21 protein-coding genes are annotated in these 25,122 nt (G+C 43.3%); 4 read left to right on the forward strand and 17 right to left on the reverse strand.

Features of this window, described 5'->3' with window-relative positions; translation table 11 throughout:
* Window position 1 precedes the first annotated feature (1 nt).
* From JKG61_RS00610 to JKG61_RS00685, 17 genes are all read right to left on the reverse strand, one after another.
* Window positions 2-1,147, reverse strand: a complete 1,146-nt coding sequence (locus JKG61_RS00610; RefSeq protein WP_202101059.1) for a DUF1735 and LamG domain-containing protein — start codon at window positions 1,145-1,147, stop codon at window positions 2-4.
* 6 nt (window positions 1,148-1,153) lie between these two features.
* Window positions 1,154-2,182 (reverse strand): glycoside hydrolase family 18, encoded by a 1,029-nt coding sequence (locus JKG61_RS00615; protein ID WP_202101060.1) that lies wholly within the window; start codon window positions 2,180-2,182, stop codon window positions 1,154-1,156.
* A gap of 10 nt (window positions 2,183-2,192) precedes the next feature.
* On the reverse strand, window positions 2,193-3,758 hold the full coding sequence (locus JKG61_RS00620; RefSeq protein ID WP_202101061.1) for a RagB/SusD family nutrient uptake outer membrane protein: 1,566 nt from the start codon (window positions 3,756-3,758) through the stop codon (window positions 2,193-2,195).
* A 6-nt stretch (window positions 3,759-3,764) separates the two neighbouring features.
* A complete protein-coding gene (locus JKG61_RS00625; RefSeq protein ID WP_237249326.1) occupies window positions 3,765-7,088 on the reverse strand; it encodes a SusC/RagA family TonB-linked outer membrane protein in 3,324 nt (1,107 codons plus the stop codon).
* Window positions 7,089-7,188: 100 nt separating this feature from the next.
* Entirely contained in the window at window positions 7,189-8,298 is a 1,110-nt protein-coding gene (locus tag JKG61_RS00630; RefSeq protein ID WP_202101063.1) for a FecR family protein, read from the reverse strand.
* Between the two features lie 71 nt (window positions 8,299-8,369).
* Window positions 8,370-8,975 carry a sigma-70 family RNA polymerase sigma factor gene (locus JKG61_RS00635; protein ID WP_202101064.1) on the reverse strand — a complete coding sequence of 202 codons (606 nt, stop codon included), beginning with the start codon at window positions 8,973-8,975 and terminating at the stop codon, window positions 8,370-8,372.
* Between the two features lie 149 nt (window positions 8,976-9,124).
* On the reverse strand, window positions 9,125-11,053 hold the full coding sequence (locus JKG61_RS00640; protein ID WP_237249327.1) for a TonB-dependent receptor plug domain-containing protein: 1,929 nt from the start codon (window positions 11,051-11,053) through the stop codon (window positions 9,125-9,127).
* Between the two features lie 12 nt (window positions 11,054-11,065).
* The gene (locus JKG61_RS22850) at window positions 11,066-11,485 is read right to left on the reverse strand and encodes a carboxypeptidase-like regulatory domain-containing protein (RefSeq protein ID WP_237249328.1); all 420 of its coding nucleotides are present in this window, start codon (window positions 11,483-11,485) and stop codon (window positions 11,066-11,068) included.
* 39 nt (window positions 11,486-11,524) lie between these two features.
* Window positions 11,525-12,643, reverse strand: coding sequence for a cytochrome-c peroxidase (locus tag JKG61_RS00645; protein WP_202101065.1), 1,119 nt, complete (start codon window positions 12,641-12,643; stop codon window positions 11,525-11,527).
* A 7-nt stretch (window positions 12,644-12,650) separates the two neighbouring features.
* Window positions 12,651-15,014, reverse strand: coding sequence for a TonB-dependent receptor (locus JKG61_RS00650; protein ID WP_202101066.1), 2,364 nt, complete (start codon window positions 15,012-15,014; stop codon window positions 12,651-12,653).
* Window positions 15,015-15,075: 61 nt separating this feature from the next.
* On the reverse strand, window positions 15,076-16,197 hold the full coding sequence (locus JKG61_RS00655; protein WP_202101067.1) for a hypothetical protein: 1,122 nt from the start codon (window positions 16,195-16,197) through the stop codon (window positions 15,076-15,078).
* A gap of 78 nt (window positions 16,198-16,275) precedes the next feature.
* Window positions 16,276-17,307: a hypothetical protein gene (locus tag JKG61_RS00660; protein WP_202101068.1), complete on the reverse strand. Its 1,032-nt coding sequence runs from the start codon at window positions 17,305-17,307 to the stop codon at window positions 16,276-16,278.
* 40 nt (window positions 17,308-17,347) lie between these two features.
* Complete coding sequence (locus JKG61_RS00665) at window positions 17,348-18,511, reverse strand: hypothetical protein (protein WP_202101069.1); 1,164 nt, start codon at window positions 18,509-18,511, stop codon at window positions 17,348-17,350.
* 24 nt (window positions 18,512-18,535) lie between these two features.
* Window positions 18,536-19,426 (reverse strand): HmuY family protein, encoded by an 891-nt coding sequence (locus JKG61_RS00670; RefSeq protein WP_202101070.1) that lies wholly within the window; start codon window positions 19,424-19,426, stop codon window positions 18,536-18,538.
* Window positions 19,427-19,429: 3 nt separating this feature from the next.
* Window positions 19,430-20,134: an HmuY family protein gene (locus JKG61_RS00675; protein WP_202101071.1), complete on the reverse strand. Its 705-nt coding sequence runs from the start codon at window positions 20,132-20,134 to the stop codon at window positions 19,430-19,432.
* A 76-nt stretch (window positions 20,135-20,210) separates the two neighbouring features.
* On the reverse strand, window positions 20,211-20,477 hold the full coding sequence (locus tag JKG61_RS00680) for a transcriptional repressor (protein WP_202101072.1): 267 nt from the start codon (window positions 20,475-20,477) through the stop codon (window positions 20,211-20,213).
* Between the two features lie 9 nt (window positions 20,478-20,486).
* Window positions 20,487-21,053: a biliverdin-producing heme oxygenase gene (locus JKG61_RS00685; protein ID WP_202101073.1), complete on the reverse strand. Its 567-nt coding sequence runs from the start codon at window positions 21,051-21,053 to the stop codon at window positions 20,487-20,489.
* Window positions 21,054-21,190: 137 nt separating this feature from the next.
* On the opposite strand from JKG61_RS00685, the gene JKG61_RS00690 reads away from it, so the two are divergent.
* The 4 genes from JKG61_RS00690 to JKG61_RS00705 all read left to right on the forward strand — a co-directional run bounded on the left by JKG61_RS00690 (window position 21,191) and on the right by JKG61_RS00705 (window position 24,955).
* Complete coding sequence (locus JKG61_RS00690; RefSeq protein WP_202101074.1) at window positions 21,191-22,036, forward strand: heme/hemin ABC transporter substrate-binding protein; 846 nt, start codon at window positions 21,191-21,193, stop codon at window positions 22,034-22,036.
* A 6-nt stretch (window positions 22,037-22,042) separates the two neighbouring features.
* Entirely contained in the window at window positions 22,043-23,083 is a 1,041-nt protein-coding gene (locus JKG61_RS00695) for a FecCD family ABC transporter permease (RefSeq protein WP_202101075.1), read from the forward strand.
* 2 nt (window positions 23,084-23,085) lie between these two features.
* Window positions 23,086-23,892: a heme ABC transporter ATP-binding protein gene (locus JKG61_RS00700; RefSeq protein ID WP_202101076.1), complete on the forward strand. Its 807-nt coding sequence runs from the start codon at window positions 23,086-23,088 to the stop codon at window positions 23,890-23,892.
* An 85-nt stretch (window positions 23,893-23,977) separates the two neighbouring features.
* Entirely contained in the window at window positions 23,978-24,955 is a 978-nt protein-coding gene (locus JKG61_RS00705; protein ID WP_202101077.1) for a helix-turn-helix transcriptional regulator, read from the forward strand.
* Window positions 24,956-25,122 lie beyond the last annotated feature (167 nt).

Here is a 25,122-nt window from a genome sequence, read left to right on the forward strand (position 1 = left end):
ATCATTTTGTCGGTAATGTTACAGCTGTCCATTTAACGGCTTTTTTAGCCGTCAGGTCGTTGCCATTGGGAGTATGATCTTTGATAACACTACCGTTACCCTCATTACATTTCCAGTAAGCAACTAGGCCTTCTGCCGTAGCTGCGACTTCATAAGGATTGCTGGCGATCTGATCTGCAGTACGTTCTGTATTCCAGATACGGCATTCTGAAATATCCCCGGCTAGGAAACGGGCGTCTTCATATGATCGACCGATATAGAAACCATCTTTACCATTTTTGCCAAAGCTTACTGTGGATAGAGCGGTATTGCCTTCTGACTGTAGTTTGCCATTAACGTATACCCGGATTTTTTTGTCTTTACCATTAAATGCTACTGCGAGGTGGACCCATTGATTGGTAGGTAGTCCTTTGGTAGCTGCGTCAGCCCCAGGCATATTCCCGGCAGATGTCGCCACCTGGATCTGATTAGGAGGGAAATTGGCATCGCCCAGGCGTATAAGGAAATTGCCTTCAATGCCCATGATGGTGCTGATCATCCGGTCATAGTTGCGTACCCGGACCAGGGCCTCCAGTGTAAACTGTGATAGGTTGTTGACCGGAGTTGGATTTTTCCATTGATCGATATGTAGATAGTTATCTTCAATATCAGCAACAACATCGATAAGGGCACCGCCTTTGATGGTGTAGAAAACTGTTTTCTGACTCTCTAATAGGGCTAGATTTCCTCCGGTAAGCGAGACGGGTAGTACAAATATTTTCTCCCTATCTAAGGTATTGATCTTATCAAATGACACGGTGATAGGGGTAGACTCTACCGCACCTAGGCTTATCTGTGTTTTCGTATGGGAGAGTGTATAGAAATCAGCCGGGAGTATCTCTACTTTTTCATTGTATACTTTAGCATAGTCATTCAGTTTTGAAGGATCTATACCAAGATTGATTTCTATAGGAGCAGATTCTGGGCGGGCCATGGCTACTTTAATGTCAAATTGTGCGCTGGAAACAGACGGTTTGTTGATTATTCGCTCTAATTTCTCTGTAGAAATATATGCCTTGTTATCGAAGACTTCTTCGTTTTTACAGGAAGCAAGTAGGGTCAGTAATATTACCATGAACCCTAAGGAGTATAAATGTTTCTTTTTCATGGTCTCTTATTTTGTTTTCATTGCTGGATTTGTGATTTGAATGGCCTGCCTGCTGTATTGGTAACTTTTCAATACATTGAAGTAGTCATAGGGTAGATTTTTATAACCCACCCCTTGGATCTGTACACCATTTTGTACGGATGCTGCCCATTGTGCGGTAGCTAAAGCTGCACGGGAACCGTCAAGGAAATAGCCGAGTTTGGATTCGTCGGCTTTATAGGAGGTCATACTGGTACTGACCACAAATCTGTCCGTAGGTACATTGGTGGTCATTGCCGACAAAAGCGCATAACTTAATCCTCCTAGGTCGACAGCGCTTTCGGTTGGCAGGATAATATACTTTACCTCCTGTAAAATATCTCTGTTGATGAGGTATTGCGGGCTTCCCTTAAAGATAGCCGTTTTGCCTGCGTTTTTTACAAACCAGGGATGTACAAGTCCAAAGAAGAGATTTTCTTCGGCTTCTAGTTGGTTTTTCTCCGATGCGGTAAGGTGGGATAACTCTTTCCCCTGATAGGAGACTATCAATCCCTGATAGGGAAACCGCGCTGTTGTATTCAATATACTGGTGACTGTATCTTTAACAAAATCCTCAAAGACGAGATTTTTATCGTCTTTTTTGACAAAAGCAGTTTTGATGGCACTGAAATCGATCTCATAGATAGTCTTTGTTGCCTTTTTGTTCAATAGCTCGGTCATTTCGCTGATCTCTCTATCTACCAGTGAGAGTGGATGCTCTAAAATTATAAAGTCGAGACTGTCCGGCACTTTAGAAATATGTTGTCCTTGACCGCTAGGCTCTTTGTTAAGATTATTGAACCAGCCCATGTTGACTTTATGAGCGGTGTTTTTGTAGGCCCGGAGATCCTCTAGGTATTTGGTATAGAGGCTGGGGTTTTGCTGTTCCATATCCGGACTTGATAGGTCCAAAGGCTTGACTTCGGTCCATTCTTTGCAAGCTGTGGCATTGGCTAGTATTGCTCCGAGCAATATGGCTATGCTATATCTTTTAATTTTTAAAATTGCTAAATTCATAATTTACGTCTTACTTTTTTACCCACCAAAGATCAGTGCCCATGTTGTCAGCACCTTTCAATAAATTACTTACAGCGTCGTTGACATTCTTACTGTTTTCCGTGTACTCTTCCTGTGGATAAGGAAGCCTTCTTGCCATTCGCTTACTGTCTACCCGCCCACCACTGTTATTGACCATGACCTCCATAAGCTTGGGATATCCTGTCCGGCGATATTCTGTCCAGGCTTCTATTCCAAGTGGAAAGTTTGCGATCCATTTTTGTGTGATAATACGTTCGAGTTTTTGGGCTGCCGTTCCTGCTTCTTGCCATTTGATGGTGATGCTACTCGGTACCCCGGCATAAGAGAATGAACCTAAGGGATCTACATAGGCCATGGGTCTGTTGGTGCTGTTGTTCAAGTAATCATCCGCACCGCTGACACTCCATTGTTCAAAAGATAAACGTATGCCTTGATTGTACAACGATTCTGCGGTTGTGCCATTCATATTCCAACCCTTTAAAGCGCCTTCTGCCTGCAGGAAAGCAGCTTCTGCAGCATTAAACCACAATAGCTTATCGCTTTCGGCGACATTCATATTGGTATATTGTTTGGGTGTATTTCCAGAAGGGATCTGTATTCCCGAGCGCAGTCCATAATAGCCATTGGTGATAGATCCGGTAAATGTAGAGGACGTAAAATATTTGGCCCGACGCGGATCAGCATATCCGTTCATATAAGAAGTGATATCTGCTGAGACACGCGAATCTCCATTATTATATTCATACATAATAACGCGGAATGGATTTTTGTTGATAGGCTTTATAAAGGCATTGTCCCCATTACTACGGATTACTCCGATTTCATGATTTACTGCTTCCTCCGCCTTTTGCCTGCCTTTTGTAGGGTCTACATCCGATATATGGATGGCTAGGCGGAGTTTTAGGGAGTTAGCAAGTTTGATCCATTGTAATACATTGCCGCCGTACACCAGATCGGCTTTGCTTGAGAAATTCTGCGTCTTCCGGTCGGTAAGTATCTTGATTGCCTCATCCAATTGGGTGAGCATCAGGTCATATACTTGTTCCTGAGAATCATAAGGTGCTTCGAGGGCTCCGTTTTCTCCAACTTTAGAGTAAGGGATAGGGCCGTATATATCGGTCACTCTAGAGGTGGCCATTACCTTGATAATGTCTGCAACAGCATGTACCGTTACGTCCTGGGATACTTGTTTGATGGTTTTGGTCTGTACAAAAAGTTTGGGTAGCACATCATTAAAAGGTACGCGTGCCCATCCATTTTCCGGATTATAGGTAGCGAAGTTCTTGCCGTTGAAACCGTTGTTTGAATCGGCAAAATAACCACCCATGGAGCCGCCTAGTAAACATTCAATAAATTGATTTGCATTGACATCCAGAGGCACTACCCAAGCCTGTAAACCTATCATAGCAGATGATAGCATATACGCATCGCGTTCGACTTCACTAGGTGTCGCTCCAGCTGGGTCTGTATTATATTTCTCGAAATTTTTGGTACAGGATAGTTGTGCCGTAGACGACAATATAGCTCCCCAAAATAGAATCTTATATAGTTTCATGATAGTTTAGAATTTAAGACGGACGTTAAAACCTAGATTACGGGTACTCGGTGTCATAAAGTAATCTATGCCTTGATAATAATTGCCTGTAGTTGCTGTAGACTCGGGGTCAAAAGGTGCTTTGTTATAAATCATCCAAAGGTTACGTCCGACGAAGTTGATACTCAGTGCGGCTTTGTCGCCAAAGAATGATTTTGGAAAAGTATAACCCACTGTTGCTTCTTGCAAGCGTACATTAGTAGCGCTATAGGTATAGAATTGTGGAATACCGGAATTGAGCCCAACTACGTTGTAATAAGCTTCGGCATTGACCCGATCGGTACCATTGATGATAATGCCACCGTCGTCACGAGCCTGTGCAGAGGCTTCGGATACGCCGTAGTAATCCATGTAGGCCTGTGTCGCCGAATACACAACACCACCAAAACGGGCAGCTATCGTGAAGTCTGCCATCCAGTTTTTGTACTGGAAGCCATTTCTCCAAGCCATATTGGATTTAGGAAATATACTGCCCAGTAAAATGTCGCCAACATTATTGTTGTTGATTACTTTTCCATCGGGTGTTACATAGACCATTCCGTTGTCATCCCGCAATAGATCGGATAAAGAGTAAAGATCACCTAACGTACCTCCTTCTTTCAGGATGAATTTGGCCTGCGATAACCCACCTACATCCAAACGGTTTTTATTGATGGTGGCTCCTGTTTCGGGGTGTACATAGTTACGGACCAGTTCTTTGATTTCATTTCTATTGACGGTCAGCGTATAATTAGAGTTCCATTGGAAATCATCCCATTTCTTTTCATACCCTAAACTGATTTCTATTCCTCTATTGACAACTTTACCTGTCTGTACAAAGAGGCGGTTATATCCGGATGATACGGAAAGCTGTGGATTAAATGTTTGATTAAGGGTACTAGCATGATAAAGGGTAAGATCCAGATTAAAACCGTTGAGGAAGCGGGCATTAAATCCTACTTCGGCGGAATTGGTACGTTCGGGTTTTAAAATGCTGATGGGGTAATGAGAAAGCCCCTTGTACTGCTGTGTTGCTACGTCCCATTCGTATACTGGGTTTGCTAAAAACTCGGGGTAGGGGCGACCTACTGAGGCGTAGGAGGATCTCACCTTTAAGTATTGGAATACATTGGACATGTCTACGATCTGCGATAGGACCGCGGTGGCACCGATAGAGGGATAAAAGAATGAAGGCTGTGTTGATTTTGGTCCCGCAAGTTGGGAAGGCCAGTCATTTCGTCCGGTAGCGGTTACAAAATAGGTGTTTTTATAGCCCAACTCGAGACTCGTAAAGATAGATTGTGATTCCCGGCTTTTGTCGGTCATTGGTGTTCTCTTCCTGCTATCAATCTGTGTAATATCAAATTTGTTAGTTAAGCCGTTTTCTAGAATCGGCCCTCGGATGGGAAGGGATCCTATTTTGTCATGCAGGATTATAGCCCCAACATTTGCCTGTAAGGTGAAGTCATTAAAGGATTTATTGATGTTGGCCATGATATCCCCATAATATTGCTTTGATGTCTGCTCGTCTAGACCAAAAAATCCGTTTTCCGAGCCTTCTGCAATAGTTGTATTGGTGCTGGCGTATAGTTTTTCGGTAAAGCGTCCTGTTGTATTGTCCATGCGTCCTCTCGCCGATAAGCTCAACCAATCATTGATCTGATAGCTTAAGTTAACATTGATCATGTAACGGTCTTTATTGGTTTCGCGTAAGTTCCGATGGTTGATCCAGTACGGATTCTGTCCGGATATTTCATTCAGTCCCTGAGGCCAATATTGCTCATAGATCTTACGGGAAACATTATATCTTTCATACATGCGTATAGCATCCCAGTCATCACCACGTGGGAATAAATAGGCTGTTGTCAGGGGATTGGAGTATATCCCTTGGTTGGTCATGTTCAGATCCCGTTGTCTGATGTAATTTAAGCCGGCATCCAAAGTCAGTTTGTCATCTAAGAACCGGGATGTATTGCGAACGGTCAAGTTATAGCGATCGTATTTGTTGTTGGGGATGATGCCTGTAGCATTGACAGCACCAGCCGAAACATAGGTTTGGTTTTTGTCAGTTCCGGTAGAAAATGATATTCCTTCAGTAGCGCTAATTCCAGTCTGTAGGTAATCTCTTGTAGGAGAATAATTGTAATTATTGACATCTGTCAATCGTGCCCCCCAGCTTTTATCATTGACACCGGAGGCTAGGCCAGATCCGGTACCATATCTGTTCTGGAAAGAAGGCATTACAAAGGCATTGTGAAATTGTGTGTTTTGGGTGAAACTTAATGATGTTTTACCGGAGACACCTTTTCGTGTATTGATGACAATGGCCCCATTAGCGGCATCCGAGCCATAAAGTGCCGCAGCGGCCGCGCCGGTCAATACCGACATGGATTCAATATCTTCGGGATTGAGGTCGGCAATGCCTTCCGATGTGCCTGTTGATGCAAATTCAGACCCCTCCTTCGATTTCTTATTGAACATCGGAATTCCATCGATGACATAGAGTACATTATTGTCCTGCTCGATAGTTTTAGCACCTCGCATTACGACTTTGACAGCCCCACCGATGCCTCCAGAACTACTGTTGATTGTTACACCGGCGATTTTTCCGCTAAGGGAATTGATCATATTGGCATCCCGTACCTGGGTAAGATCTTCACCCTTTACCTGTTGTACGTTGTAACTCAGTGCTTTTTCCGAACGTTTGATACCTAATGCCGTCACGACGATTTCATCAATTGATGATTCTTCCTGAATTAACCGGATCTGAATCTCTTTATCGACGTTTTCTACAGTTACTTCTTGTGTGATGTAACCGACATAACGTATGGAAAGCACATCGCCGGCCTTTGCGTCAGAGATAGTGAAATAACCGTCTGCATTTGATTTAACACCTTTGTTGCTGCCTTTAATAACTACTGTAGCGCCTGACAAAGCTTTACCCGTGTGGTCAAGAATCAGTCCTTTGACCGGTTGTTGAGTTGATCTCATGGCCATTCCAGCAGTTTTGATGTTTTCCCTGGCCGGGGTTATTAATAAGGTGTTGTCTTTTTGATCGTAGGACAGATTCTGATCCTGCAGGAGGGTTGTCATGACGTCATGTAGGGTCGCATTTTTGAATTCTACATAGAGCAAGCGGTCGTCATTGAGCACTTGATTGGAATACAGGATATTGTAACCTGTCTGTTTTTTGATCTCCCTGATGAGGTCGATGGCCTTAATACGTTGCTTGCGCAATGTAATGTTTCCCTGACCAGCAGCTGATATGGAAATCTGAAGCATAAGCATAGCAATACCTACGGTTCGTATCATTTTAAATGATTTAAGCCACATAATTCTACTTTTGGATTTTATAATTGACATTATTGAGTTCATAAATTTATCGGTGCCCGGAAAGGCTTTTGGTTGTTGCTTATCGTATCGTTATAGATCGGCCTTTGATATCAAACCTGGTTTTGGATGTGACCTTCAGGAGGTTCAGAATGTCTTCAACTTTGGCGTATCGTGATATTTCACCATTGAATGTGATATCGCGCGCATGAATATCCTCAAAGGTATAATCTACATCATACCATCTTCCTACCCGTTCCATGATGGATGCTAAACTTTCATTTCTGAAAATGAAAATATTGTTTTTCCAGTCAATAGATTCAAGGACATCGACCTCACGGATATGAATTTTATTTCCTTCGACCTGAGCCTGTTGGCCGGGAAGTAGTTTTTGTTTCCGGTTGATCAGTACAGAACCTTCTAATAATGTAGTCAGGCTACGCTCATTATGGTAAGTGTTGACATTAAAAACTGTTCCTAATACCTGGATTTCCTGTTCTTTGGACTTGACTATAAAGGGGCGTTCCGTGTCTTTGGCTACGGTAAAATATCCTTCGCCATCAAGCTCGACAATGCGCTGGTGCTGCTGATTCATAGCTACGGCAAAACGCAGTGATGATTCGGCATTTAAGGTTACCTGAGAACCATCAGGAAGAATAATCTCATACTGCCCACCGCGGGGTGTGGTAATAGTATTGTAACCGTTTCCGACAGATCTGCTGGGATCAATTCGGTATTGCAATAGACCATTTGTTGTTTTTATGATAGATATGCCTTGATCTTGCGTGGTTTCTAGGTTATTTTCAGTCAATTCAATCTGGCGCCCATCGCTCAGTGTCAATACTGCTTTATTTTCTCCTGGGAGGATCGCTGTATGCACGTATTGGGACGAATGAGCATGCATATCCTGACGCTGTATTAAAAAGTATCCGCTGATAGCTACAACCGCTAGGAGTATTGCTGCTGCTGCGCTCCAACGGTAATAACTGGATCTAAAGCGGTATTTACCTGGATTATTTGCAGTCCTCGCTTCTATCTGCTGCCATAAAACCTGCTTATCCGATGTACTAAGGCTATCTTGATCTTTGGTTTCTTGCTGTTCGAACCATAGTTCCAGTAGTTGTCTTTCTTCGACTGTACATATGCCCTTGGCGTATTTGTCCAGTAAATGTCTAAGTTTATCTTTGGTCATAATTGATTATTTTACTGCCTAATCACCTACATGTTGCACAAGTAGGCCTTAGGGAGTATAAAAAAAATCAATTATTTTTTATCCCAGAGGAAAGCGACCAAAATAAGGCCTTCTAGGGTTTTATGTCCCAGTTTATACCGGAAGACTTTAAGCACATTTTGAATTTGTTTGCGTACTGTTTTTTCAGAAATATCCAGCCTCTCGGCTATTTCTTTGTGTGATAGATGTTCATTTCTGCTCAGCCGGAATATTTCCTGCGCTCTTGGTGGCATTTTTGTTAATTGGGTGTCCAGATATAGTTGCAGTTCTTTTTCCTGTATTATGCCTAAAATAGGATCATAGAAAGGGGAAATAAATTCCACAATACTCTGCATATAGCGGTCTTGGTATTTTTTTTTCCGGAGTTGATAGAGGGCCTGCTTCCGGACAGACATGAATAGCCAAGCACCTAGGTTTTCGATATTAAGCTCCGCTCTACGCAACCATAAGGAGGAGAAAACTTCTTGGATGACATCTTCCCGGTCGGCACTATCGAGATCTATTTTTTGTGAAAATGTATATAGCTTCTCTACAAAACGATGGTATACTTCTGTAAATGCTGCGTAATCTCCACGCTGAATACCCATCAATAAATCCTTTTCAGACCAATGAAAAAAGTATGTAGCAGAATTCCCCATTATCGATTTTTAAAGTATAGAAATTACAACTGGTAAATCAAATATAGGGTATATTTTTAAGGATTGTATCTTGTGTTAATAAAAAAATATCGATTTAGCATGGTTGAAATAGCATGAATATAGAGAGAGATACTGTGCTCTATATGCTATTACCTGCTTATCTTAAAGGAGAATCCTGCAAGGAATATCCGTCCTGGCTGTCCTGGCATGAGCTGGTGCTTGAAATTAAGGATATTGTCTACAGTGAGGCGTAGTTTCATCCGATCGCTCAGGATTCGTTTCTCAAAATAGGCATTTACCAATAAATGCTGCGGTACAAAGTGATCAAATCGATCGATAAAGTTATTTCCGTTATAATCTGCAAATGGATACTTGCCTCGATAGTGAATCCGTAGGGAAGCACTACTATTCCAAGGTGTGTAGGTATAGAATAGCTGTGCATTGAACATATGTCTGGATCGGTTGATCATGCCCCAGTAGTCTTTTATTCCCGGTGAAAATGATTGCCCTGTTTTTGGATCATGAAGATTTTGGTTATAAGGCCAATTGTCTGCTAAGATACTATCCCTGACGCTCTGGTCTTTGGCAATGAGGTACTGATAACCGATTTGGACCTGCAAGTCTGAAAACGGTTGCCAATGTATGTTGGTTTCGATTCCTCTGTTGATGACTTTGGGCAGGTTTTGATAGGTGTAGAGTTGACTGACCTTGGTCCCCGTAGCAACAGGAATGGGATCGATCTGGTTGCGCAGGTAGTGTCTGAATATGCCGGCCTCCAAGCTTAGTTTGGAGGTGGGTTTCCAGTGGGCACCTAGGTTGAAAGAAGTGCTCTGCTCGGGTTGGAGATTCTGATCCAAGCGATCGGCAATGTGGAAGACTTCGCTGATCTCGCCTCTCGCATCCATTTGATCCAGCGTCTCTTTGAGAACCTCATTACCGATCACAAGGTAATTGGCGGCAGGATTGAAAAAGACAAGATAGCGCATCCGAAAGTCGGGAGCCTTAAAACCTGAACCTATACCACTCTTTATGGATATTTTCTCGTTGAAGTAGTATTGAAAACCGGCACTTGGATTGAGCCTGCCGCCGTAAGATCCCGTGTGGTCATAGCGTAGGCCAGCACGGACATTCAGTTTTTGGATAAGGCGCTTGTCGCCCTGTATATAGGTAAATAATGTCGTGAGGGCAGGAGTATTGCCGATGGCCTCATCTTTCAGGCTTTCGGTACTGCCACCGAGTCCCATGGTCAGATTGAATCCACTACGGTAGCTCTTGGCAAACTGTTGCTCGTAACGATGTACAGTCTGATTAAATTGGAGTTCGCTTTTATTGCCGTCTTGATCCTGCCATTTGGTAAATTGATTGACGTTGTAATGAGATATGTAATAGCGGCTGACACTACGTATCTTAGATCTAAAGGTGTGTTCTAGAGTCAACGAGTAATTGATGTCCTGCTCATTCTGCTTGTCCTGGCCCTGCCATTGGATGTCCCAGCTTTTGGTCATGTCTGACGTGCGCGAACCATAGCGTAGGCTCGTTCCTAAATAGGTGTTCTTAGCTATCTGATAGCGAATCTTGGCCTGGGTATCGAAATTGCTGTATGGCGGACTGGACTGACCGGATTGGAGGTAGGGATTGGTGTTAAATCCGTCGGTCCGGTAGTAGTTGGTACTGATGTGTATTGAACCGCGTTGATGGGAGAAAGGTGTTTCTGCATCCAAGGTGGCATCTACCTGACGTAAACTGCCATAATGTAGGGAGAGCTGTGCCTGTGGCTCGATAGCGCCGTACCGCGTGATAATGTTGATGGCACCGCCAAGGGCATCGCTCCCAAAAAGACAGGAGGAGGCTCCTTTGATGATCTCGATACGCTCGATGTTGGCTACACTGATGCGCGATAGGTCAAAGTTGCCATTGCTGCGCCCGATCATAGGCTGGCCATCAATAAGTACCATGATATACTCGCTACCAAAACCCTGAAGCTGTACGCCGACAGAACGACCGCCTCCAGAAACATCATTGACGATAGCAATACCAGTCTGTTCTTTCAGAACTTCATCCAATCGACGGCTGCCCATTTGCTCGATTGTCTACCTACTGATGATCTGTACGGGCATAGCCGATCTGCTCATTTTCAAAAGTTGGTCCGATGATAGCGGTTCACCAACAGATTGGGTGATATTTACTTCGTCAATAATTCTTGTTTTGGGGGACAGTACCATATGCTTGGTGACGGTGTGGTTGGCGGTATAGATTACCGAGTCGATTAGTGTCGCGTAATCCGGGTGGTCGATACGGATATAGTAGGTGCCTGGATAGAGATCTTTGAATAAAAAATAGCCCTTCTGATCTGATTTTACACGGTGTTTGTCGGGGTCTAACGCTATTGTAGCATCCACTATGGGGGTTCCATCGGAGGAGGAAATTGTGCCGCGTAGAATAGCTGTCTGACTACATACGGCCAGGGCTAGGGCGTTTAGGAGGCAGACAAGAATGTAACGGTGTATCATAATCAAAGGTTAAAGATTTCTATGGTCGCTATGCTGTATTCAGTTCGGAAGAATAGGTTTTGTCACTTCGGGCTTTGCACTGCTTAGACTCTGTATAAAAGCGAGTAAGGCATTCCGTTCGTCATAGGTCATGTCCAGTTTTTTGATGTGTGGGGAGAGTGTGCCAGAAACCCGTTGACCATGGAGCTGTGGTAAACCATCAATGAGTAGGTCTATCATATTTTCCAATGTCATGATCGATCCATTGTGCATGTAAGGGGCCGTAAATGCAACGTTGCGTAGGCCAGGAGTCCGAAATTTGCCCCAATCGGAATATTTTCCGGTAAAGTTGGCGCGTCCATTATCAGGGTTACGATCTGCATCCAGCGAATTACCTAGGTTATGGTAGGCGAGATCGGTGAAAAAAGGTCCATTATGACAATTAATACAGGCGGCTTTGGTACGGAATAGATGAAGTCCTTCAATTTGCTGATCTGTTAGTGCGGCTTGCTGACCTTCCAAGAATAGATCAAAAGGAGCTTTGTCACTAATGATGCTCTTGGAATATGCAGCAATGGCTTCTAAAACACGGGATTCGGTGATTTTGAAGTCTCCAAATGCATCGATGAATAGTGGTTTGTAGCCCTTAATACTGGCTAGCCGGCTAGGTATCTCGGATACACTTCCTGCCATCTCGTGTGGCGATTCAATAGCAATTGTAATCTGCTCGGCGAAGGTGGTCGCGCGGCCGTCGAGCATCAGGTGACCGTCGAGGTACCATACGTTTTCCATATTGGGGGTATTCCTGTTGCCGCCACCGGATGCAACGGGTACGCGGTCTATCCAATAGTTTTCTGGAATATGACAGGAGGCACAGGAGTTATTGCGATTGCCCAATCTATTATCAAAAAATAGTACTTTTCCTAGTGCGAGTAGTTCTGGACGGTCTTGATGGGGATTCGAAGTAAGGGCAGATAGCTCTTTTTTAAGAACCCCATCATACCAGTTGGCCTGCGGCCACTTGTCGGGATGTGCTGAATACCGCTCGCGTAGCGAGCTATTGTCTTCCTCTGGCTCGGGAGATGGTAAATTAGGCGGCGTATTATTTTTCGCACAGTTTGCGAGCATCAGTGTAATCGAAAATAGAAAAGCAATAACATGGAGATGTCTACGGTACATATACGATTTATAGATTATTGTGTAAATGGTAAGATAGACCAACGAAAAATAGTCTTCCAGGTTGGGATGGGGCTTTTTGATCCACGAAATTAAGCAGATTCTCTGTCGTAATACGTAATGACATATTATACTTTGGTATTTTCTTCTCTATACCGGCATTGAGCAGATAGTGTCCACGTACAAAGGTGTCAAAACGGTCCATATAACCATTGTTGTTTTTGTCACTAAATGGATAACGGCCACGATAGTTGACGCGTACATTGGCACTTAGATCAAGTGGACGATAGGTATAAAATATGCGACCGTTGAACATGTGGACGGAGCGGTTTTCAATACCCCAATAATCGGAAGCTGAAGGTGTATGGTTTACAAATCCTGTATAAGGATCAAATAGAGGCACGTTGTATTTGCCTCCCTCCCGGATTTCGTCCTTAACTGTACGGTCTTTCGCTTCTAGATACTGATAACCCCCGCTTACTTGTAGATTGGCGATCGGGCTGTAGGTTAATGCGATCTCTGCCCCCTGATAATACGCCCGAGCGAAATTTCGATAGGCATAGATGAGTCCCCCTTGAATATCACGGCCTACCAAGACAGGGTTAATCTGATTGGTAATATCATGGTAGAAAATACTGCCTTCTACACGAAGGCGCTTGTCGGGGTTCTCAAATAGTAGGCTCGCATTGTAGGATTTGCTCATCTCCGCATTGAGAGAAAGTCCTTTGATTTCGTCGTAGACTCCTTCCAATTCATATTGACTGACCTGGCCACTCTCGCGGAGCTCGTTGATGGTACTGCGTAAAACAGAGCTTCCAACCATCATGTAATTGTAGGCGGGGTTGTAGAATACTTGGTACAGTTTACGCATGTCTGGAGCTTTGAAAGCGGTGCCATAAGCAGCTTTAGCCGTCAGTGTCGGAAGTATCTTGTATTTTAATGCCATAGAAGGATCCAGCCTCCATCCGTAATTGACAATATAGTCGTACCGTAAGCCGCCTGTGATTTCGAGTTTGGAAGTCGGGGTCCAGTTGGACTGCATGTATCCAAAGTAGCTGGTAATCTTATTCTCGTTGGAAAGGATATTCTGGTTGATCTTTTCGATAGTACCGCCAGCGCCTGTGATAATATCAAGTACTCCGGGAATATTGTAAGCGATCTGTTGTTCAAGCCTGTTGAGCAATTGTCCGAATTTGGTCTGGTTGATACTGTCTCCCTGGGACAACATAATACTCATATCGGCATTGTAATGTGTGAAATAGTATCTGGTCATACTTCGCCAACGTGTGCTAAAGCGATGTTCAAAATTGGCGGATAGATTGAGGTCGGCCTCGTCCAGTATATCTTCGGTTTTGAAATTGACACCAAAATCTTTGGACATAAAGCTGCGCCTCAAACCATAACGCACACTGGCAGATAAGCGATTGTTTTCGTTAAATTTGTACCGTAAGCGGGCTTGTGTCCCATAATTGTCGTAAGGAGGAGCAGTGGTACCCGAAATTGTTCCCTGACTGGTATTGAATCCTCCCGTATGATAATAATTGGCATTGATAGCTATGCTTCCTTTTTGTTGGATGATCGGGGTTTCCCCATCTACAGAAATGTCAACGGTTTGGTTAGTGCCATAATTGACCGATGCCATCGCCTGTGGATCCGAAACAACTTGTTTGGTGATGACGTTGATGGTCCCCCCTAAGGCGTCTCCACCGTATAAAAGCGAAGCGGCACCTTTGGTAATCTCTACACGCTCGACATTGTTCACGCTGATGCGTGATAGGTCAAAGTTACCGCCATTGCGGCCTACCATGGGCTGACCATCAATTAGTACCATTATATATTCGCTGCCGAACCCCTGCATCTGTACGCCTACAGAACGGCTCCCGCCACCTACGTCGTTGACTACGGCAATGCCTGTCTGTTCTTTGACGACTTCATCCAAGCGACGGCTTCCCATGAGTTCGATCGTACGGCGGTCGATAACCGTAACCGGCATAATAGAGTTTTCTAGCTTGATCAAAGTCTCGGTATTGGCATTGATACGTTTGCCCTGCACAGAGACCTGATCGATGTACTGGTGGTCCGTCTCTAGCGTAAAGTCCAGTAGCTGCGGATTAGAGATCAGATGGACATATCGGATGGTGCTCTTGTACCCCACAGCGGACAGTACTACTGTTATTTTTGGAGAACTGACTTGCAGGCTGTATTTTCCCGTCGCGGAGGTTAGTGTCTTTGTCTCTGTATCTTGAACCCGTATGGTAGCGCTAGGTATGGTTTTGCCTTCTGTATCGCTTACCGTACCCTGCAGGAGATAGTGCTGCGCCTGTAGCGACACTATAGAAAACAGTGTCAATACGAGTGTAATGTATATTTTCATTGATGGTGTGTCTTGGTAGTCTGTTAATTGGATTATCTGTAAACAGATCGGTTCTTATGAATCAGTCTTTCGTGCGGATGTTTCTACTGCCGTCTTTTTGGATGAAATACCGAAAAGTCATGTAGGGATTGGGCCAGTTGCGATCTGTTATAACTTCTGGCGCTCCTTTGTACATACTTATCAACTGTAGCTTACCATATTTATAACTTCCATCTAATTGCTCTAGACGTAAATAATATGCGCGGTAGGGATAGGGAGCCGCAATAAACGTACTCCCATATTCATACCAAGGATTGACTCCAGGACCAAACTCTGAGACATAACTGATTTGTGCCTGCTCGGCTGGTCGACTGTCAAAGAATTCGTCTTCTGGCGCTTCATGCATAAAATCGTAACCATATTCATACATGATCAGTGCGGATTTTGTAATAGGCCCACCATAACCAGGATTAAGTTTGTACTTGGCATTGTTGAGCCAGATATGCCCATTCATATCACCTGTAAAAGCGATGTCCCAATCGGCGGTAGGTAAATATCTTATAGAATCGGCCGCGTCACGGATAAATTGCTGCCAGCCATCGCTGAAGCGAAAGATGAACATGCTGTATTTTCCAGTCTCTTTACCACTTTTGCTAAAGTCTACCTGGATAAAGTTGTCGTTGTCACGGTAACGGGCATTTTGCACCATAAGTGCCCAGGCTTTTCCATTGAATATATAGATTCTACCGTTGTCGTTATCTGCGTAAGCCCAGTTCTGCTTAGGATTGAACGGTGCGGAAGGCAATGCACCACGCCAATCGATCGTATTGACTTCGCCGTTGTGTAGGGCAAGATGTCCGTCAATCTCCATTTGATACCAGGCGCTACTTCGGAAGATGTACTTTTTATGATCAGAAGTATTTCTGTAAGCATTATTTTCCTGCGCGGATGCTGGATGTTCATGTGCATCAGCTAGCCAATGGATATCAGATTCTTTGCTGCTATTGACACGATAGGCTCCATTGATTATTTCGGTACCTTGTGGTACGAATCGAATCGAATCGGTGTACGGTGTTGTGAAATAACGTTGACGTAGATAGCTATCTCCCTCTTCGTAATGATCTTCCCAGCCGTCTGAAGCGAGCGTATCGCCAGGTAGATCGTATACTACCTGGCTAAACCCGTCTTCATAATGTGGAGTCATGTCCGCTAGCTTGTAACAGGAGCAAACGGAAAGTAAAACCGCTATAATAACTGTAAATCGGCAAGTCGTAAACATAATTTATTGTATGGTAATGTTTTTGTCTCCTGTGATATGAGAATATGTTTGGTACCCCTCCCAATGTGAAGTATCTTTGATGCGGAAGAAAATCGAAGTTAGTTTATAACCGAGTGCGGTACTGGCATCTGCTGGTATCTTAAATTTTATTGTATTGCCGTCTTCTGTAACGTTACTAATCTTTAGTTGTTTGTAAGAATTTGGCGAAGATTGCTCGAGATTTAACCAGACTTCAGCGAAACGGCCACGGTACAGTTTTAAGATCGCTCCGGCAGCTTTGTCGTCGATCAGTATGGAAACATCATCTCCTGCCGATAGGCTGGACGGTTGTCTTGTAAAGGAGAAAAAATCGGAGCGGAGAGATGGAGCGTTGATGCGTACCTTGGATACCTCGATGGTTTTCTGTGCAACGCTTAAAAATATGTCGTGTCTGCCGGTATCAGAAGCCGTTGTGAATGCAGGAAGACTGGCTCGTAATGCAACGGATTTGGTATATCCGGGGTCAACATTTAGGTCGAACTCTACGCCATCGCGCAGACGTCTTGCAAAGACCCGGATGTTAGTAGGATCTCCTCCAGCCAAAAAATATTGTCCAGTGATACCTAAAAATGGAGAGTCTGTCCATTGCAGAACGGTAGTATTGGTGGATAATATAATCGGATCGGGTTGCTGTAAGATGAATTTGATACGGTAATCCTGTGTGCTACCATCGTCAGCGGTGACTGTGAACTTGGTCTGCTCATGTAGTGTTACAGTGGTTCCTGCAGCAGGAGATATACGGGCACCTGTGGATACAGATATCTTAGGAGTGATAGTTTCAGGAAGAGGTACAGCCTGATCCCAGTACACCAAAATCTCATCGGTGGTGATTACACCGGTCACTGTGTCTCCTGCAACGAACCCTGCAATAGCAAACTTGGTGATTTCTTTGTAAGGTAGTTTTGTAGGCTCGTACTCCGTTTTAGAGCAAGAAGCCAATAGGGATGTAAAGAGTAAACAGATTACCCCTAGTTTTAAATATATGTGTCCTTTCATTTTCTAATCTTATATGATGTTTTTATTGCCTTTTTGTATTTTATTTTTTTAAAACAACCATTTCCCGCGAGTACCCTGTCAGGTTGTCTTTACCCCAGCCGGTCCAGTCTTCATAATCGAGGTAGATGCCGAAAGTGGTAGAGCGTACCCGGTGTCCTAGAGTGGAACTCCCTCCTGCATCAGCTTGTCCTACATACTTGCCTGGGGGAAGATTTGGCATTCTGATCTTTAACTCGTCACGCGTGTAGGATACGATGTCGATTTCGATGGGAGTGTCCAAGAGCGATTCTGGAAAGCCTTCGGGAAATTCAGCATATTTGGTTTTGTCCCAAACAATTTTCATATAGGCTCTTTTCAGTCCTACTAATGTAGCATTATACACGTAAGCCGTATTGGCAGTATAACCCTTCAATGTAATAATCTCTCCAGGGGCTTTCTCCCAATCTGCATTGGATGTATGGGTTAACATTCCAGGTTTTCGGAATACAAGGCGCAAAGGAGGCAATTGAGCCGTGCGGCCTTGATGGTGCATTTTGATATCATAGTAGCCGGTGTCTGCTTTGATGTCTGTGCGGAGCGTGGCCACATAATTGCCATTGGATATTTTGATCACGTTGACACTTAATAAATCGTTAACTGTCTTGCCGGAGGCTCTATGTTTGATTTCAAAAGTCGATTTGGTACTGGTTGATTCAAAGTTGCCGTATAAAAGAATGGAGCCGCCAACAACCATTTCATACTCTTTGGTATCGTTGACAATATCGGATCCGACCAAAGAATAGCCTACCTGGAGAGGGGTAGGGTATACCTGTGTTTTAATAAATAGAGAATAGGTTCGAATCTTATCATCGTTGCCCAGTATCCGGTATTGAAATCCGGCTGTATCTACAGGGACGGGACTCAATCCGCCGTCTAGATTGATCTCTTTTCCATCTTTGTCAACAAGTATGGTACCAGCTTCCAGTTTTATTTCTGGAATCAAAAGATCTATACCCGAATAATAGGGTCTGTATACTGTTATGGTGTTATTGTCGTGATCTATTGCTCCAAAAAGGGGAACATTGTCATTGACTATTTTATACTCTAATATACGATTCTTGACTTGTTCTTCTAAGGGAAGTATTTCTGTTTTGGTACAGGCTCCTGTGATAAAGAGTATCAATACCAAGCAGGTTAGATTGTGTATAAATGGATTAATTTTCATGTTTTATTGATTTGTTTTTATAAGCTAATTTGTCGGAGATACCGAAGTTCTTCCAGTGGTCATATTGACCGTCAACTTTTTGCCGCGTTCGACAAAGCCAAAACGTTTGTCTGCTGCTTTTATAACGATATAACGAAAACTGATACATCCTGCTGGGGTATCTCGATGACGGATCATTTTGAGCGGATCTAAGGAGTTTTTGTAGTAACTCTCGATCTCTATTTTTGCATAGTTGCCTGATGCGGTTTTGATTACCAGGGTGCGTGGGCGCAACGGAATGTCGTTGTACATGCTTGTCGCTTTAGGAAATGACTCCAGTAGGCGCTTATTTAAGGGGTATACCATATGCCAGTACTCGGGTGAAGGTGCACCTTGACCTAAACTCTCACGTACGAAATTTCCAAAAAAGGTGTATACGGCCTGTCCCATAGGCGTACCGAATTCACCTTGATCGTCGAGGCCTGAATATCCGGGCTGTTGGAACAAGTGCTCCTCAGGAACTTCTGTTATATCCTCATAAAATGCCTCTAAGACAGCAATAGCGCCAATACTGGAGGTACCATGGCCGAAGCCTGGTCTTTTGCCATTGTTGCCTCCAATAGCACTCCTGGCAGTGCCGCTGAAACTGAGATCCCAACGTTCACTGCTGCGATACGCTATAGCTACAGACGAGAATTTTTCTAAACTGAAAAATAGTGGGTCTTCTTTATCTAATGGAAGATGACCCTTTGGCATATTGTCACCCAGATTTAAAATCTGGATCTCACGATTGAATACGGAATCACTGGGTGGGGTGTCAGGCTCCCAGTCATAACCATTCATATCGTAGACTTCGCCACAGGAAGCCAAAGTTAAGATCGTACCAAATAGTATGGTTAAAGGTCTTATTTTTGATTTGATACATAGTGTTTTCATCGTTTATCTTGTACTTAGATTACGGCTACCATCCTGTTGGATAAAATATTTGAAGGTAAAATAGGGAGCAGGCCAATAAAGGTCAGATACGGCAGGGGGATTGCCCTTGTAGGCACTCACGATCTGTAGTTTAGCATATTTTCCACTCGATAGCCGTAAGATATAAGTGCGATTGGGATAGGCTTTCATGATATGGGTGGTCAAATCATAGCTGTACCAGCCCGGAGAAGCGTTGTCCGTGGCCCACCCGATGGTGCTCACATTACTTTTGTCAAAATCACTGTCTGGAGGTGCTGTCTCAACAACGCCATAAGCCTCATTAAGCATGATGAGTGCTGTATTATCTATGTCGCCCTCATAGCCAGGTGTACCTTTGTACTTTTTATTGTTGAGCTGTATGTCCCCGTTGTAATTACCAGAAAATGCTAAGTCCCATTCATCGGTTTTGAACCAACGGATGGAATCTTCTTTATTACGGATCCAGATCTGTTTTTTTTGTTCTAGATTATATAAAAACGTATAGAAGGGACGTTTTTCCTTCCCGTCTATCCCATTGGCAATAGAAGCTTTAGTGTCTCCTGCTAAATCGTATATAATCGTGCTCTTACCATCTTCTAAAGATGGTGAAGCATCATCTTTGGCGCAACTTGTAGCTATAAATAGTGCTGCTAACGCTAAGATTTTATTTAAACTAATTCTAAATAACATATTGCAAAAGTGTTTATTTTGTTTCGGAATAGTTATATGCAATCCGTATTATTTTATATGCAATCTGAATTTTAACCTACGACAGCGGGGCAAGGGTATATTGCTGATGGCGGTCGTACACTGTCGTGCGTATTATACAGCCTAAGTGTTCTAATAACCGGACTGTTTTATGGACAGTGGCCCAGCTTACATTGTGGCTGCTACGGATTGTGACCCATAGGTCTTCGACACTGCCTATGTATTGGGTCTTGCAAAGTGTATCGATGATGATACGACGCTGCTGGCTGATCAGATAACCTTGATCAGCCAGCAATGACAGTATGCTTGCTTTAGTCTGTTCCATGATGAGGAGTTAAGAATCGGCCAAGGCAGAGCTAGCGAAGACCTGGCCGAATTTTTGGAATGTTTCGTTGGCTGTTTCTACCATAGTGCTTTCCTCTTCTTCTGTTTTTGGAACACGGTTCAGTACCGCTGTAAAAGCTGCCCACATCTTACTACTATCGGCTCCATAGCCCGAAAAGAAATGGAACCCTTTGGTCATGCCGTATTTTTGAAGCATCTGTACAATGTAGGGACCTCCCATAATAGACCCCTCTAATACGTATAGAGCACCGAAAGCCTGCTGTAGGTTTGTAATGACAGGGGGAATGGCTGTGGGTAGTGTGCTGGTGTCTGAGCCTAATTCTTCAATGTCCTCTCTTATATAAGAGGAGTTCCGTCTTTCGGCAATGTCAGGAAGAGAATCCTTATCGATAAAAGGAGCAATAGCTTTTTCTACAGCTTGAAAATAGGCATAGAAATTTTTTAAAACTTCAGCATAGTCGGACTGATTTCTTACAGCCTTAAGTTGAAGAACAACAGTCTTCTCGAGTTCTTGATGGGCTTGTTTTGTAGCCTCTTTGATTTTGATACTTACCATAATGATACAAAAGTGGGTAAGACTTATTGTACTTGTTATATGGTATCCGTATTACTTTATATGCAATCCGTATTATTTTTAATCAGTCTATATAAAAACTTGTTTTTACTTGTTTTTAGTTATTCCTTTGCATCATTATGAAACAGCTAAAGACTTTAATTTGTGTAGGGCTGACCTTTTTGATGGGTCAAACAGTAATAGCACAAAAGCGTATTATTACCCTAAGCAGTGCATTAAGCGAGACTGTGTATGCGCTCGGAAAAGGTGAAAATATCGTAGCTGTAGATGTGACCAGTGAATATCCTGCTGCGGTAAAGCAAAAACCTAGAGCAAGTCGGGACCGTACTTTTTCGTTGGAAGGATTATTATCTTTTAAACCTGATATGGTACTTACGGCTCCCAGTGAACTGACGTATGAAGTGGAATCGAAACTCAAGAGGTTGGGGGTTAAAGTAATTACAATAAATCAGGAATACTCTACCAAAGGTGCCATACGTTTTATTAAAGATGTTGCGACTGCTGTAGGCGCTATAGAAATAGGGAATACATTGGCTGCACAAGTACAGCAGGACATAAATAAGACCTTAGCTGTGGTCAAAAAGAATGGAAGTAAGTCACCTAAAGTACTGTTTATCTATGCACGTGGTGTCGGAATGATGAGTGTGGCAGGAAAAGGGAGTCACATTGATGCGATCATCAGTCTATCGGGAGGGCGTAATGCTGTACAGGAATTTAGTGATTTTAAACCTTATACCACAGAAGCATTAATAAGAGCCAACCCCGATGTCTTGCTTTTGTTTGACTTTGGAACCAGTAGTATAGGCGGTAAGCAAGCTGTACTGAATATGCCAGGGGTAGCGCTGACGAATGCTGGAAAGAATCAGCAGGTGATTTCGATGAATGGTCCTTTGTTGATCAACTTTTCAACACGGTTGCCACAGGCTATAAAAGAGTTAAGTATGCAGTTGTCGGTTTTTAAATAAATTCTCTTGAAGAAAAAGATTATCTATGTATTGTTAGTCGCGCTGTTAGCCATAGCCACGCTGTCTTCACTGGCCTTGGGTGCTTTTTTTATTCCTTTGCGGGAGGTGTTGTTAAATACAGTGCAGAAGTTTGGTGTATGTTCTGATCTCCCGGTGGATGAACTTTATAGTGGTATCATAGATCTTGTACGCTGGCCGCGTACATTGTTGGGTATACTGGTAGGTGCTGCACTAGGGATCAGTGGGGCTGCCATACAGTCTATCTTCCGAAATCCATTAGCCGAACCTGGACTGATCGGTGTATCCGCTGGGGCATCTTTGGTTGCAGCTTCAATTATCGCTTTTGAGACTGTTATGTTTGCTACACTAGGACAATTTTTGGGACATTATCTACTAGCGGTAGGTGCCTTTGCAGGAGCTGGTGTAGCGACTTGGCTAGTCTATAGAATCTCTCTTTATGAAGGCAAGCCTCATATCGGTACAATGTTGTTGGCAGGTGTTGCTATTAATGCGCTGGCCGGCTCTTTGACAGGACTTGTATCTTTTTTGTCGGATGAACAGCAGTTGCGTTCGATCACGTTTTGGATGTTGGGCAGTCTGGGGGGGGCTACATGGGATTCGGTCTGGACATTGTTTCCTTTTGTGGTAGCGGCATTGGTGGGATTGCCTATGATGGCAAAAAGTCTCAATGCTTTTGCGTTGGGAGAACAGGAAGCTCAACAGCTCGGACAGCGACCGAATAGGATTAAAATGCTGGTCATCGTATTGGCAACCATGGCTGTAGGTGCCGCGGTATCTGTATCCGGGATAATCGGCTTTGTCGGATTGCTGGTACCTCATGCGGTGCGCATGTTGGGAGGAGCGGACAATAGATATGTAATGCCGGCTTCGGCGTTATTAGGAGCCCTAATATTGACCCTTGCAGATCTTATCGCGAGAACTATAGCCATGCCGTCAGAAATTCCGATAGGGGTGGTGACGGCATTACTGGGGACCCCCTTATTCTTGTACATATTAATCAGGGACAAAAAGAAAATAATTGTCTAAAAATGCTCGTTGCAGAAAATCTAACATATACAATCAAAAAGCATACAATCCTTAAAGGGATCAACTTTGTAATCCAACCAGGAGAAATGCTAGCCCTTTTAGGAGCAAATGGAGCCGGCAAATCGACATTAATAAAGATGCTTAATGCGGAACAGATTCCTTCGGATGGTAAAGTTCTATTTTTTGGATCAGATCTAAAATCTTACTCACCGGTTTCTTTAGCAAAAATGCGCGCTACTATGGCACAGCATCATCATGTTTCGGCAGATTTTACAGTAGCTGAAATCGTTATGATGGGACGGTACCCGTACTATACCCATAATCCAAAAGAAGAAGATCTTATCGTGGTCCGGGAGACTATGTGTCTGTGCGGTGTGGATCATTTGGAACAGCGATCGATTTTAAGTCTGTCAGGCGGTGAAAAACAAAGGGTACACTTGGCTCGCGTATTGGCGCAGTTATGGAAACAACCCAATTGTCTCTTGTTATTGGATGAGCCGATATCTGCTATGGATATCCGGTTTCAGCATCAGACGTTGGCATTGGCCCGTGCATTGGCTGATAGGGGGTGGATGGTTGTCGCAGTCCTACATGATATTAATCTTGCAGCACAGTATGCTGATCGGCTGCTACTGATGAAAAATGGAAGAAAACTGATGGATGGAACTCCCTGTGAAGTAATTAATTCAAGAAATATATATACCATTTTTGGAATAGATGTAGAAGTAGTCACCCATCCAGAGACATTGCATACGTATATTGTACCAAAAATGGTGCATGTAAACGGACTCAGCTTTGGAATGATATAACAATATAAGGGAAACATGTTGTTTAGAATGATTTTAAATAATAGATTTTAAATGTATCTTTGTATACATTGAATGAAGTGTTAATATGTTAATCAAATCACGTATCGATGGACTTTCAGGATGGCTGTTTGAGGAAAATGTGCCAGACGCTTATGTGCCCAACTACCATTTGGCAGAGCGGGATATTCTGGTAGAGGAAGATACTGTTTTTTTGAAAAATAGGCAAGTTACTTCCGGCGGTCTATTTTTGATGTATTCTGAAATGTGTTTTGACCAAGCTCGAAATATCTATACGGAGGTGGATGGCGAAACAATAACAAGTCAGTTTATCTTCTATAAGAAGGCTACGGAACCGTTGAAAGGCAAGTCAAATGCACTATACGGAAGGAGTCGACATAATATACGGTACATCCCTACCACAAGCAGTGAACATGAAATCAAAGAAGGAATTGATTATATGTATTTTCTAATTGTACTCAGTAAGGATTATTACTTTAATCTTATTGATAGACACTCCATCCTGCATGAGGATTTTGTCCGAGAAATAGAGCTGGGGAACTATACTTCATTTGCGTCGGAGGATTTCTTTGTGACTTTAGAAATGCGTCGTGTGATCGATGATATGATTAATTGCCGGCAAGTAGGTGAACTAAAACGTATGCATACAGAGGCACGTATTCTAGAACTCCTCATGTATCAGCTTGAGCAACTAGGGGGCAAGGGACAGGAACAAGAATTGATCAAGGGCGATGATATATTCAAGCTGGAACAGGCCAGAGAAATCCTGAAATCGCGGTATGCTTCACCGCCTACGCAAAAAGATCTATCTCGCGAAGTCGGGCTTAACGAATTTAAGTTGAGAAGGGGATTTAAGGAGTATTTTGGTATTACGGTATATGATTTCATTACAAGATTACGCATGGAAAAGGCCCGTAGGCTTTTGCTCGATGAACGAATGTCTATAGGTGAAGTGACAGCAGTGGTTGGGTTTTCTCATCAAAATAACTTCAGTATTGCTTTTAAGAAGTACTTCGGTATGCCTCCAAGTGAGCTGAAGGTGTAATCTGGATAATACACGCTCTGATTTTAAGAGGTTATTTGCAAACTATCTGAAATCTCCTACAGACTGTAGTGGTGCTTGGTATGCTGATCAGTTAGGCCATGTCGTAGTTGTTGCAGTGGAGTAGGAGATAATCTATAATACATAGGAGGGACTGTGATAAGAAATAC

The sequence above is a fragment of the Sphingobacterium faecale genome, from assembly GCF_016746095.1.
GTDB classification, from domain to species: Bacteria; Bacteroidota; Bacteroidia; order Sphingobacteriales; family Sphingobacteriaceae; genus Sphingobacterium; species Sphingobacterium faecale.

Bases quoted from the DNA above. Each gene is read 5' to 3' on its own strand.
- JKG61_RS00670 (WP_202101070.1), bottom strand. From the start codon at position 19,426: ATGAAAACACTATGTATCAAATCAAAAATAAGACCTTTAACCATACTA.
- JKG61_RS00640 (WP_237249327.1), bottom strand. From the start codon at position 11,053: ATGGGCAGCCGTCGATTGGATGAAGTTCTGAAAGAACAGACTGGTATT.
- JKG61_RS00635 (WP_202101064.1), bottom strand. From the start codon at position 8,975: ATGGGGAATTCTGCTACATACTTTTTTCATTGGTCTGAAAAGGATTTA.
- JKG61_RS00650 (WP_202101066.1), bottom strand. From the start codon at position 15,014: ATGAAAATATACATTACACTCGTATTGACACTGTTTTCTATAGTGTCG.
- JKG61_RS00645 (WP_202101065.1), bottom strand. From the start codon at position 12,643: ATGTACCGTAGACATCTCCATGTTATTGCTTTTCTATTTTCGATTACA.
- JKG61_RS00685 (WP_202101073.1), bottom strand. From the start codon at position 21,053: ATGGTAAGTATCAAAATCAAAGAGGCTACAAAACAAGCCCATCAAGAA.
- JKG61_RS00700 (WP_202101076.1), top strand. From the start codon at position 23,086: ATGCTCGTTGCAGAAAATCTAACATATACAATCAAAAAGCATACAATC.
- JKG61_RS00660 (WP_202101068.1), bottom strand. From the start codon at position 17,307: ATGAAAGGACACATATATTTAAAACTAGGGGTAATCTGTTTACTCTTT.
- JKG61_RS00630 (WP_202101063.1), bottom strand. From the start codon at position 8,298: ATGACCAAAGATAAACTTAGACATTTACTGGACAAATACGCCAAGGGC.
- JKG61_RS00610 (WP_202101059.1), bottom strand. From the start codon at position 1,147: ATGAAAAAGAAACATTTATACTCCTTAGGGTTCATGGTAATATTACTG.
- JKG61_RS00625 (WP_237249326.1), bottom strand. From the start codon at position 7,088: ATGATACGAACCGTAGGTATTGCTATGCTTATGCTTCAGATTTCCATA.
- JKG61_RS00615 (WP_202101060.1), bottom strand. From the start codon at position 2,182: ATGAATTTAGCAATTTTAAAAATTAAAAGATATAGCATAGCCATATTG.
- JKG61_RS00620 (WP_202101061.1), bottom strand. From the start codon at position 3,758: ATGAAACTATATAAGATTCTATTTTGGGGAGCTATATTGTCGTCTACG.
- JKG61_RS00675 (WP_202101071.1), bottom strand. From the start codon at position 20,134: ATGTTATTTAGAATTAGTTTAAATAAAATCTTAGCGTTAGCAGCACTA.
- JKG61_RS00705 (WP_202101077.1), top strand. From the start codon at position 23,978: ATGTTAATCAAATCACGTATCGATGGACTTTCAGGATGGCTGTTTGAG.
- JKG61_RS00690 (WP_202101074.1), top strand. From the start codon at position 21,191: ATGAAACAGCTAAAGACTTTAATTTGTGTAGGGCTGACCTTTTTGATG.
- JKG61_RS00680 (WP_202101072.1), bottom strand. From the start codon at position 20,477: ATGGAACAGACTAAAGCAAGCATACTGTCATTGCTGGCTGATCAAGGT.
- JKG61_RS00665 (WP_202101069.1), bottom strand. From the start codon at position 18,511: ATGAAAATTAATCCATTTATACACAATCTAACCTGCTTGGTATTGATA.
- JKG61_RS00655 (WP_202101067.1), bottom strand. From the start codon at position 16,197: ATGACTCCACATTATGAAGACGGGTTTAGCCAGGTAGTATACGATCTA.
- JKG61_RS22850 (WP_237249328.1), bottom strand. From the start codon at position 11,485: ATGATACACCGTTACATTCTTGTCTGCCTCCTAAACGCCCTAGCCCTG.